Source organism: Brevundimonas sp. FV2ps16, from assembly GCF_058681075.1.
This window is the reverse complement of the sequence record NZ_CM178728.1, coordinates 2,224,966-2,236,618: the sequence shown is the minus strand read 5'-3', so window position 1 is coordinate 2,236,618 and position 11,653 is coordinate 2,224,966. Positions and strand designations below refer to the sequence as shown.

The window sequence follows — 11,653 nt, the reverse complement described above, 5'->3', positions numbered from 1 at the left end:
CACAACCCGTACGGATCGTTTCAGAAACGAAAACGACCGGGAGGCCGAAAGCCTCCCGGTCGCAAACGCGTCGCCTGTTCTTGAAATCAGAAGCGGGCGGTCAGGCTGACTGAGGCGCTCTGGCCCAGGTCGTAGTTGTTGACCCGGATCTTGTTGCCCAGCTCCTGGTATTCGTCGAACTCGGTGCCCAGCAGGTTCCGCAGTTCCAGGGCGAAGCCCATGTCGCGGGCCATGACCGTGAAGTCCTTGCGATAGACGAAGTCGAGGAAGACGCCCGGTTCCTGGATGAAGTCCGGCTCGCGGCTCGCGCCGGTGCCGGCGCCGCGGGCGGTGATCCGGTCGCTGACATAGTTGACGATGATCGTCGCCTGCGAGCGGGCCGTATCGTCTTCCCAACCCAGTTGCAGGTTGGCGACATGGTCCGACTGGCCTTGCAGACGGCTGCCGTCCTGGATGAAGAAGGAGGCCTGTTCCGGCGTGCCCGCGCCACCCAGGGTCAGGACGGTGTCGCCGTCGCCGACCTTAACCTCGGAGTCCGAGTAGGTGTAGTTGGCCTGCACCAGCCAGCGCTTGTTGGCGATGAAGGACATGGGCTGGTCGGGGAAGTCGAAATATTTCTTCACCTCGACCTCGGCGCCCATGATGGTCGCCTTGGGCGCGTTCAGATACGACTGCTGGCGCTGGTTGCCCACTTCGACGATGACGGATTCAACCGGCTTGTCCATGTCCTTGTAGAAGACGCCGGCGGTGATGAACTGCTGGCGAGCGAAGTACCATTCGTACCGCGCATCCAGGTTCAGCAGCTCGGTGTCCACCAGATAGGGGTTGCCGATGAAGATGCGGTCGCTTTCCGGGTCGGTATAGGCCTGGGGCGCCAGTTCGCGGAACTGCGGGCGGCCGATCGTCTGCGACACGCCGAAGCGCAGCTGCTGATCCTCGGCAAAGTTCCAGGTCGCCGTCAGCGAGGGCAGCCAATATTGCTCCTCGATCTCGGTGGCCGCGTAGGTCGAGGTTCCGCCGAACACGTCGCGCGGCGTGACGCTCTGCTGACCATCCTCGAAGCGGACGCCCACCGTGGTGCGGACCAGCGGGATGATTTCCGCATCGACCATGGCGTAGGCTGCGTTGACCTGCAGCTCGGCGTCATAGGCGCTGGCGCCGTTGTTGCCGGCGATTTCGCGAAGCTGCAGCGTGGTCGGATTGATGTTGTAGTCCGAGAACAGATAGTCGATGCGCGACATGCGCTGACTATCCGTCAGGCCGTTGACCGCTTCGAACTGCAGGTCGTGGCGGCTGGCTTCGCGGTTGTTGTCGAGGGTGGCGACGCCGGCGCTGATGATGGCTTCGCGCGCCGAGGACAGCGGCAGGGTGTAGGCCACGTCCACGCCGCCCGAGACGATGTCGTCGTCCAGTTCGCTGAACGAGATCAGATTGCCCTGGACGTTGTGGATATAGTCGCCGTCCGCGTTGACGCCGTACTGGAAGCGCGATTCATAGGGCGCGTCCCGCGAGGTCTTGGCGTAGGCGGCGCGCCAGTCGATCTCCAGCGCCCCGTCCATGAACTGATGTTCGCCGGCCAGTTGGCTGCTCCAAAGCTGGCGCACGAACCATTCGGTATAGTCGTTGCGGATCACGCTGCCGCCGGCGTCGAAATCCGGACCGGCGACCGAGCGGGCTTCCTTGGTCGTGTTGCGGACATAGAGGTTGGTCCACTTGACCTCGTGGTCGGCGTTCGACAGCGACAGGCCGCCGAGGAAGTTCAGGCGGATGTCGTTCTGGTTCGAGTCCACAGCATAGGTCGAAACCGGCACCAGGACTTCGCCCTGGAACTGGCCCTCTTCCTGGACGCCGCTACGCGCGCGCCAGCTGTTGTCGTATCCGGCGACAGCGATCAGGCCCAGGGTGCCGAAGCCCGTGTCCTGCGAGAAGCCGCCAGCAAGTTCCACACCGCCGTCGATCGGCGTCTTTTCACGTTGCAGCAGGCGCAGGGGCGCATTCACCAGCGACTGCCCCATGGTCTGGAGCTGGTCTGCGGTGAAGTTGGCGCTGTTGATCTGCTTGCCCTGATTGAAGGCGATGGCGATGGCGCCGGGCACTTCGCGGGTGTCGTCGTCAAACCCGGTAAAGTCGGTGCGCGATCCGTAATAGATCAGGTTTTCCTGGCCGGTGGATTCGGTGTTGCCGCCCAGCGACAGCTTCATGTTGAAGAAGGGCTGGTTGGGCGCGTCGATGGTGTGCAGGTCGATGACGCCGCCGCCGAACTCTCCGGGGAAGTTGGGCGAATAGGTCTTCTGAACCGTCACGCCGTCCAGAATGCTGGAGGGGAACAGGTCCAGGGGCACGACCCGCTGCAGCGGCTCGGGGCTGGGCAGGGGCGAACCGTTCAGCAGGGCTGACGAATAGCGCTCGCCCAGACCGCGGACATAGATGAAGCGGCCTTCGACGATCGACAGGCCGGTGACGCGGGTCAGGGCGGCGGCGGCGTTGCTGTCGCCGGTGCGCTCCAGATCCTCGGACGTCAGGAAGGCCGCGACTTCGGAGCTCTCGCGGTTGGGTTCGGGAATATAGCGGCCCAGGACGACGATCTCGCCGACGTCGGCAGCCTGTTCCTCGACCTGTTCGGCCGGGGTCTGGGCCGTCGGTGATGCGGTTTGGGCGAACGCCAGGCCGGGCGCGATCAGCGCACTGGTGGCGAGAAGGACCCCGCTCAGGGTCAGAGTAAGTCTATTCATGGTCTGCGCCTTGAAGGGGTCAGGAAACGCGAAGAACCGGCGGCGACCTCAGGGTCGCCGCCGGCGCTGTCATCGTCAGCAGGTCGAGCCGGCGGTCAGGCCGCAGGTCCAGCCCTGCCACCAGGTGTCGGAGGCGTTCTGCACGGCGCCGATGTAGGTGGTGCTGGTGAAGAACGGGTAGACCGAGTTCGCGTTGACCGGCGTCACGGCGTTTTCGTTCGCGCCGTTGATGAAGGCCAGGTTCTGGTTGGTGATCGACGTACCCGAGGCCGGAGCGGTCAAGGTCGAGGTCCCCAACGCCGTGACATTGGTATTGCGGGCATTGGTGAACACCGCCGTCGAGCGGGCGACGTTGGCCGGACGATAAGAGATCGAGCAGGACATGAAGATCGAGCGCAGCGAAGGCGTCGAACCGCTGTCGAAGCTGGTCTGGGTGTCGCCGTCGGCGATGTCGAAGCAGCCGGCGACCGAGCCCGCCGTCGAGGTGGCGACGATATTAATCAGGTTCGGGTTGGTGCCGGTGTCGAAGTGCATGACCGTGTGGGCGTCGGTGGGCGAGTTACGGCCGACCAGGGTCCAGTTCGCGATCCGGGGCTGCGACAGGTAGCGCGAGGCGTAAGGCGTCGCGGTCGGAGCGGACGAGAACTCGAAGCCGGCCGAACGGCTGGTCGAGTTCGGGGCGCGCTGGGTCACGATGCCGAACTGGGCGCCGCCGCGCCAGCCGGTGTCGGTGTCCAGACCATCGTCGTCGGCGCCGTTGATGACGATATGCTTCAGATTGGCGTTGCCGCCGAAGATTTCGATGCCGTCGTCCGAGCTGTTGTACGACTGGATGTGGTCCAGAGTCGTGCCCGAACCGACACCGGCCAGGGTCAGGGCCTGAAGCTCGTTGCCCGTCGCGATTTCGAAGCCGGAATATTTGATCTGGATGTAGCGCAGGCGGCCAGAGTTATCGGCCGGAGTGTTGCCGCCGAAGAAGGCGTTGGTGCCCTCAACCTGACCGGTGCAGGTGACCGGCGCGGTCAGTTGGCAGTTGGCCGCAGGCGCGCGGCCCGCGATCACGATGCCGCCCCACTGACCTTGCGAGGTCGGCGTGGTCGTGCCTTCAACGTCTTGGCGGCTGGTGAAGATGACGGGGTTGGTGGCGGTGCCTTCGGCAAAGATCTGCGAACCGCGGTTGACCAGAAGATAGTCGCCGCCGTTCGAGGCGAAGACCTTCACGCCCGGATCGATCGTCAGGATGCCCTGCGTGCCCGTGGTCGAGGCCGGATCGACGCCGCGGTCGGTGCCGACTTCGGTGCGGCCGCTGATCGCGTAGATGGTGCCGGCGCGAACCGACAGGGTCAGATTGCCCAGAACCTGCTGCGGCAGCTGGCAGACCCGCAGAGTGCCGTTGGCGATGGTGCCGGTGTTGGTCAGGCCCGTCGGGCAGTCGGCGGCGGGGGTGCCGGGGGTGGGCGTCGTCGGGGTGGTCGGGGTGGTCGGCGTACCGTTGCCGAAATCACCTTCGCCGGGAGAGGCCACTTCGGCGGAGCCGCAAGCGGCGAGCGCGAGGGCGCTGACCGCCGTCACGAGAAGGGTTTTCATCTGAAGGCCGGTCATCGTCAGTCCACCGTGTCTGGTCAAAGAGCTATGACAGGGGACGGTCGAGCTCATGCCCGGCCGCGATGACGTGTTCGTCCCTCCTGCCCAACTTCAGTCATAGTCAGGCCATGTGACGGCGCATGCGCCCTGAGATGAAGGTTCGGCGGAGGTTTTACGGCCAATTCGCATCTATTTTGCAATATTTGGTCCGTCACCAAATCACTTTCGCGCCCAATCAGTAGACGCCTTCTCGCCCCAGCACGGCCGGCACGGTGCGTAGGATCAGCGCCAGATAGGTCCCTATCGTCAGGTTGCGAACCAGCCACATATCCATGGCCACCCGCCGCGGATATGATACATCGTTGCGCCCCGACACCTGCCACAGGCCCGTCAACCCAGGCCGCACTGTGCAATAGGCGGCGAAACGACGGCCATAAAGCGGCGCCTCATCCGCTACGATGGGCCTCGGCCCGACCAGGGACATGTCCCCGACCAGCACATTGATCAGTTGCGGCAGCTCATCCAGGCTCGACAGGCGCAGGACCCGCCCCAGCGGCGTCACGCGCGGGTCGCGCCTAAACTTGCGGCGCTCCGCCCATTCTCCATCCGCCAACTGGGGCAGCCGCGCCTCCGCGTCCGGGGTCATGGACCGGAATTTCAGACACGCGAACGGACGGCCATCGCGACCGATCCTCTGCTGGCGGAACAGGGCCGGCCCGCCGTCCTGCGTCCGCACCGCCAAAGCGATCAAAAGCAAGCTCGGCAGGAAGAACAGCAGGGCCGCCGACGCCGCCAATACATCCATCAGACGGATAAGGGTCCTGACGCCGCGACCGGACCTTCCCGAGACCTGTCCCTCCGCGCCTATGCTGCGCAGCGCAGCCTCAACGGTCGTCATGCCCGCCCCTCCCCGGAGACAGGAATATTTCTTAAGGTTGTGTAAATGGCAACCCGGGAGGGATCGAATTTATCTTGGGTTGCAGGATCATCAGTCGGTTGACCTACGCGCACAGCCTATCATAGGTTGCATCGTGCCCTCTAATGACCCCAAACCTCCACGTCGCCCCTCGCTCCGGCTCGTCGAGCCCCCGCCGGCGGAGCCCCGCTGGTCAGGCCGTCGCTCGGTTGTCGTCATGATCGGGCTGGGCGCCCTGCTCTGGATTTTGGTGGCGGTGCTGGGATGGCTGCTGGCCCGAGCCTTCGCCTGATCAGTCGCCGTTCCACCAACCCAGGCTGACCGGCAGGCTCCGCCCCTCCACGGTCACCGTTCCGCTGATAACCGCTGTCCGGTCGCCCAGATTGCGACGCGCAGTGGCCAGGGCGCCGGGGTCGATCCGAGCCTCCAGCCTCGCCTCCCGTCCGCCCGGCGCGACGGCGACCAGGGTCAGACGCTCGTCGGTCACCGAATAGGCGCGCGGCGTGAACCTGATGGCGCCGTCCGGCCCGGCCAGGGTCAGGATCAACGGCGACGCCTCGCGCCGTCCGCCCTCCCACGCCTCGAACGCCGACGCCTGGCCGATGAACAGGCTTTCGATCCGCCAGGCCTCTCCCGTCTCAGCCACAGGCCGATAGTCGCCGGAGACGTCCCCCTCCAGCCGATGGCGGAAATCGGCCTCTCGCTCGGGTGCTGACGCCGGCGCCTGGGGCCGCGCCTCACGCCGCTCGCAGCCGGCCAGGGCCGCCACGCCGATCAGAAGGGGGCCGATCAGAAGAGGAGGGACAAGACGCCGCATCACCGATCCAGCGACCGGTCCAGAGCCCGGAATCCGGCGATGGCCAGTTCCGTCGCCGAGGTGAAGACCTCGGGCTTGATCCGCTCGAAGTCGTCGGTCGGGCGGTGATAATCGGGGTGATAGTCGACGCCCATATAGAGGAAGGGCACACCCTTGTCGTGGAAGGCGCCGTGATCGGACGCTGAGACCCAGTTGTTCTCCCCCTCGTCCTGCGGCGTATCCTTGCCGAAGGCGAAGCTGACCGGGCCGACCGGCGCCAGCGGCTCCAGGATCGGGCGCAGGTTCGGGTGCTGATAGGTGCCCGTGACCCACAGATGGCCGTCGGTCTCGGCCCGCGCCGTCATGTCGAAGTTCAGATTCAGGGCGATGGACGACAGGGGCACCGGCGGCGCCTTGACGAACTCGCGCGCGCCCAGCAGTCCCCGCTCCTCCCCGTCGAAGGCGACCAGCAGCACGCTGTGCTCCGGCGCCTGGGCCTTCAGCCGTTTGGCCAACTCCAGCATCGTGGCGACACCCGAGGCGTTGTCGTCGGCGCCGTTGTAGATCTGGCCGTCGTGCATGCCGACGTGATCATAGTGGGCGCTGACCACGATATAGCGGTCGCCCACACGGGTTCCGGGGATCAGGCCCAGCACATTGACCCCGCGATAGGTGACCGGGCCCTGCGGCGAAGGCCCCGTCCCCTCGAACGGCTGCAGCCGCCCGAAGGGCGCGGGCGCGACGCCCAGCGCCTCAAGCCGCGCGACGACATAGGCCCGCGCCCGCTCCCCGCCCGGCGTGCCGGTTCCCCGCCCCTCCATGTCGTCCGCCGACAGGATCCGCACGTCGTCCAGCAGTTGGGCGTATTGGACGGCGGGAACCGGGGCGGGCGGCGGCGGACTGATCGGCTCAACACACCCGCTCAGGGCCAGGGCGGCGCATCCGCCGAGCAGAAGGGATCGGACGGCGGCAGGCGACATGGACGACTCCGTAAATGACGATTCAGCCTAGCGCGCGGATCGTCCGGCGTCAGCCCGTGGTAATGAGACGACGACATGTCCAGCGCGATTCCCTCCTTCCCGCCCGTCGAAAACCTGACCGCCGACACCGCGGCCGAGGAACTGGCCTGGCTGGCCGCCGAAATGGCCCGCCACGACGCCCTCTATAACGAGGCGACGCCCGAGATTTCCGACGCCGACTACGACGCCCTGCGCGCCCGCAATCTGGCGATCGAGACCGCCTTCCCCGACCTGGTCCGCCCCGACTCCCCGTCGAACAAGGTCGGCGCCGTCGCCTCCAGCCAGTTCGCCGAGGTGCGCCACGGCGTGCCCATGCTGTCGCTGGACAACGCCTTCGACGAGGGCGAGGTGCGCGATTTCGTGGCCCGCATCGCCCGTTTCCTGAAACTGCCCGCCGACGAACCCATCGCCTTCGTCGCCGAGCCCAAGATCGACGGCCTGTCGGCCAACCTCCTCTATGTCGACGGTCGGCTGACCATCGGCGCCACCCGCGGCGACGGGCGTGCGGGCGAGGACGTCACCGCCAATCTGAACACCATCGCCGATGTGAAACAGACTTTAGCCGGCGTCGACTGGCCCGACCGGATCGAGATCCGGGGCGAGGTCTACGCCCCCAACGACGCCTTCGCCGCCTTCAACGCCGCAGCCGAAGCCGAGGGCCGCCGCACCTACGCCAACCCCCGCAATTTCGCCGCCGGCTCCCTGCGCCAGAAGGACGCCCGGATCACGGGCAAACGCCCGCTGAACTTCTTCGCCTACGCCTGGGGCGAACACTCCACCGACTTCGCCGAGACCCAGTGGGAGGCCCTTGAAAAGCTCAAGACCTGGGGCTTCCCCGTCAACGCCCGCTCGCGCCGGGTCGAGGGCGCGGAAGGCCTGATCGCCGTCTATCGCGAGCTGGAACGCGACCGCGCGACCCTGGGCTATGACATCGACGGCGTGGTCTACAAGGTCGACCGCATCGACTGGCAGCGCCGCCTGGGCTTCGTGGCCCGCAGCCCCCGCTGGGCCATCGCCCACAAATTCCCCGCCCAACAGGCGACCACAGTGCTGGAAGGCATCGACATCCAGGTCGGCCGCACCGGCTCCCTGACCCCCGTCGCGCGCCTGCATCCGGTCACGGTCGGCGGTGTCGTGGTCCGCAACGCCACCCTGCACAATGAAGACGAGATCGAACGTCTGGACGTCCGCATCGGCGACACCGTTCGTCTGCAACGCGCCGGCGACGTCATCCCCCAGATCCTGAGCGTGGTCCAGGACCTGCGTCCCGCCGACGCCGTCCCCTATGTCTTCCCGGACAAATGCCCGGTCTGCGGCTCGGAAGCGGTGCGCGAAGGCGACGAGGTCAAGCGCCGCTGCACCGGCGGCCTGATCTGCGACGCCCAGATCGTCGAACGGCTCAAACATTTCGTCGGCCGCCGCGCCTTCGACATCGAGGGCCTGGGCGAGAAACAACTGGTCGCTTTCAATGCACGCGGCTGGATCAAAGAGCCCGCCGACATCTTCCGCCTGGCCCGCGACGAGGCGCGGCTGAAGGAGTTGGAACGCGAAGACGGCTATGGCGAGACCAGTATCCGCAACCTGGTCGCCGGCATCGACGCCCGCCGCGTCATCTCGCTGGACCGCTTCCTGTTCGGCCTGGGCATCCGCGATATCGGCGAACAGACCTCCATCGTCCTGGCCCGCGCCTTCGAGAGCTGGCCCGCGCTGAAGGCCGCCTGTCTCCAGGCAGCATCAGGCGTGCCGTCCGACGCCTGGACCGCCCTGGCCGCCGCCCACGCCATATCGCCCCGCGTCCTGACCCTGATGGCCGAGGCCACGCCCCCCGCCGCCGATCCCTGGCCCGAGGCGACGATGGACATGAAGATCAGCCAAGCCTTCCCCGGCATGGCCGCCCCGGCCCGCCGGTCTCTGGCCACGATGACCAACGACTGGTCCGGCCTGTTCGAACTGGCCCGCGTGGCGCGTGAAGAAGGCCCGTCCGAAATCCTGAACCAGATCGCCGGCGTCACCGGCGTCGGCCCCGTCGCCGCCCTGGCCCTGGCCCACTTCTTCCACGAGCCGCACAATCTTCAGGTCGTCGCCGCGCTCGAGGCCGAACTGACCCAGATCCTCGACGCCGAACGGCCCAAATCCGACACCCCGGTCGCGGGCAAGACCGTCGTCTTCACCGGCGCCCTGGAACGCTTCACCCGCGACGAAGCCAAGGCCCGCGCCGAAAGCCTGGGCGCCAAGGTCTCGGGCTCCGTCTCCAAAAAGACCGACTACCTCGTCGCCGGCCCCGGCGCCGGCTCCAAGCTGAAGGACGCCGAGAAACACGGGGTTCAGGTTTTAACCGAGGACGAGTGGCTGGCCCTGATCGGCTAGCCGCGCAGCGTCGCCAGGGCGGCGGGATAGCGGCGTGACAGGGGTGCATTGACCGCCCCCAGTTCCACGGTCCAGTCGCCGGAGCCGTCGGGTTGCAGACCAGTGACGCGCTCTGCATTGACCAGCCACGAGCGATGGACGCGCACAAAGCCGAACCGCGATAGTTCGGCCTCGACCGCCGCCAGGGTCGCGCGCATCAGCGGACGCCGCCCGTCCGCCAGCAGGAACTCGACATAGTTCCCCGCCGAACTGACGGCCAGGATGTCGGCCAGGGGCGCGCGGATGATGCGGGCGCCGTCGCGGATGTCGAAACTGACCGGCCGCACCGGTTCATCGCGCCGCCGCCGGAGATAGGCCGTCAGCAGGAAGCCACCGACCAGCAGCACATAGGTCACCAGGTCCTTGCGCAGCTCATAGGGGAACCGGTCGCCGAACTGATAGACGCCCGCGTTCATGACGACATAGCCCAGCTTCCTCAGCGCCACGAAACCGCCGACGTGCAGGGCCGAAAAGGTCAGAAGCGCCGTCAGATGGATCACAGCGAACCGCGCCTTGGGCCGCCATCCCTCGCCCGCCGCCTCGTCCGGCGGCGCCAGACTGGCGGCCAGCCAGGGAATCCAGATCACCGCCATCAGGGTGAGGGTGCTCGACACTTCCCAGACCATGGGCTTCCAGGCGGCGACATCCGGATTGTCCGCCTGAGCGGTCAGGATGTTGACCGGCGTGTTGATGAGCGAAAAGGCCAGCACCGCCAGGGCGCACCGCCACAGGTCGCGACCGTTCAGGCGTCGCGCCATAGCCGCCCATCCACTCGTCACGACACGCGCGCCGTTCGTCCCGACGACCCCGGCGCCGTCCCCGCCAGGCGACCGCACGGCCCCGGACGATTGCCGACCCGCCCGTCGTTCCGCGACGACGGGGCCTGCATCATTCGCCATGGAGTTCTCGCATGTCTGTTCCGCCCCCGCTCGTGTCATCGTCCGCGATGTCGGGCCGACGATACGATCTGGACTGGATCCGTGTCGGCGCCTTCATGCTGCTGATCCTCTATCACGTCGGCATGTTCTATGTGCCCTGGGACTGGCACGTGAAGAGTCCGCGTCAGATCGAGGCGCTCGAGCCGATCATGATGATGACGGGCCCGTGGCGGCTGACCCTGTTGTTTCTGGTCTCGGGCTGTGCAACCCGGTTCCTGGCGGACGGGTTCGAGGCGCGCGGGCAAGGCGGATGGGCGCTGGCCGGATCGCGCACCCTGCGCCTGCTGCCGCCGTTGCTGTTCGGCATGTTCGTGATTGTGCCGCCCCAGAGCTATTACGAGATCGTCGAAGCGGCCAAGGGCCTGGGGATCGCCGACCCCGCCCACGCGCCGGTGCTCGAGAACTTCTGGGTGCGGTACGCCACCTCGACCGGCCACTGGTGCGACGCAGACGGCTGTCTGACCACGCCGACGTGGAACCACCTGTGGTTCATCGCCTATCTGCTGCCCTACAGCCTGCTGCTGGCGGCGATGATCGCCTTTCCGGCCGTCCGGCGCGCTCTTCAGGCGGCGGGGGATCGGGTCTTTCGGGGATGGGGGCTGATGGTCTGGCCGGTCCTGTATCTGATCCTGATCCGCTGGTTCCTGGCGCCGCGGTTCGAGATCACCCACGCCCTGACCGACGACTGGTACAACCACGCCCTCAGCTTCGGCGCCTTCCTATTCGGCTATCTGATCGCCCGGTCCGAGGCGGCGCGTCAGACGCTGATGCGGCTGCGTTGGCCGGCTCTGATCATCGCCCTGTGCAGTTGGGCGGCCTGGGCGACCTATGCCTGGACGTACCGCGGCGACGTCAATCCAGCCGAGCCGCTCAGGCAGGCGATGCGGATCGTCTACGCGCTTGACCAGGCGGGCTTCATCGCCGCCATCCTGGGCTTCGGCGCACGATGGCTGAACCGGGGCGGCCCGGTCCTGCGCTATCTCTCGGTGGGCGTCTTCCCCTTCTATATCGTCCACCAGACCGTGACGGTCGTGGCGGCCTATAATCTGGCCACGCTCCACCTGCCGTTGGGCGTGGAGGCCGGCCTGCTGATCCTGATCACTGCCCTGGGCTGCCTCCTCGCCTACGAGATCGCGCGCCGGATCGGATGGCTGGGTCTGTTGCTGGGGGTGAAGCCGAAGAGGGCTGGGACCGCCCAGCGCGCCTAATTCCGCAGCAAAACCGCCGTCGGATCAGCGGCTTGAAAATGATTCAAGCCGCCA

Annotated in this window: 8 protein-coding genes; 2 read left to right on the top strand and 6 right to left on the bottom strand. The window is 66.7% G+C overall.

Annotated features, from left to right (window positions below):
- Window positions 1–86: 86 nt before the first annotated feature.
- From ACW170_RS10835 to ACW170_RS10815, 5 genes are all read right to left on the bottom strand, one after another.
- Window positions 87–2,732 (bottom strand): TonB-dependent receptor domain-containing protein, encoded by a 2,646-nt coding sequence (locus ACW170_RS10835; protein ID WP_492086691.1) that lies wholly within the window; start codon window positions 2,730–2,732, stop codon window positions 87–89.
- Between the two features lie 75 nt (window positions 2,733–2,807).
- Complete coding sequence (locus ACW170_RS10830; RefSeq protein ID WP_492086690.1) at window positions 2,808–4,319, bottom strand: beta-helix domain-containing protein; 1,512 nt, start codon at window positions 4,317–4,319, stop codon at window positions 2,808–2,810.
- A gap of 232 nt (window positions 4,320–4,551) precedes the next feature.
- Entirely contained in the window at window positions 4,552–5,214 is a 663-nt protein-coding gene (locus ACW170_RS10825) for a sugar transferase (protein WP_492086689.1), read from the bottom strand.
- A gap of 310 nt (window positions 5,215–5,524) precedes the next feature.
- A complete protein-coding gene (locus ACW170_RS10820; RefSeq protein ID WP_492086688.1) occupies window positions 5,525–6,049 on the bottom strand; it encodes a hypothetical protein in 525 nt (174 codons plus the stop codon).
- The gene (locus ACW170_RS10815; RefSeq protein ID WP_492086687.1) at window positions 6,049–7,008 is read right to left on the bottom strand and encodes a M28 family peptidase; all 960 of its coding nucleotides are present in this window, start codon (window positions 7,006–7,008) and stop codon (window positions 6,049–6,051) included. The genes ACW170_RS10820 and ACW170_RS10815 overlap by 1 nt, the downstream gene beginning before the upstream one ends.
- Window positions 7,009–7,083: 75 nt before the next feature.
- On the opposite strand from ACW170_RS10815, the gene ligA reads away from it, so the two are divergent.
- Window positions 7,084–9,414 carry an NAD-dependent DNA ligase LigA gene (gene ligA, locus ACW170_RS10810; RefSeq protein ID WP_492086686.1) on the top strand — a complete coding sequence of 777 codons (2,331 nt, stop codon included), beginning with the start codon at window positions 7,084–7,086 and terminating at the stop codon, window positions 9,412–9,414.
- Here the strand turns inward: ligA and ACW170_RS10805 are convergent.
- Window positions 9,411–10,211: a LytTR family DNA-binding domain-containing protein gene (locus ACW170_RS10805; protein ID WP_492086685.1), complete on the bottom strand. Its 801-nt coding sequence runs from the start codon at window positions 10,209–10,211 to the stop codon at window positions 9,411–9,413. The two genes, ligA and ACW170_RS10805, sit on opposite strands and share 4 nt — an antisense overlap.
- A 152-nt stretch (window positions 10,212–10,363) precedes the next feature.
- Here ACW170_RS10805 and ACW170_RS10800 point away from each other — a divergent pair, with 152 nt between their 5' ends.
- Window positions 10,364–11,599 carry an acyltransferase family protein gene (locus tag ACW170_RS10800; RefSeq protein ID WP_492086684.1) on the top strand — a complete coding sequence of 412 codons (1,236 nt, stop codon included), beginning with the start codon at window positions 10,364–10,366 and terminating at the stop codon, window positions 11,597–11,599.
- Window positions 11,600–11,653: the final 54 nt, after the last annotated feature.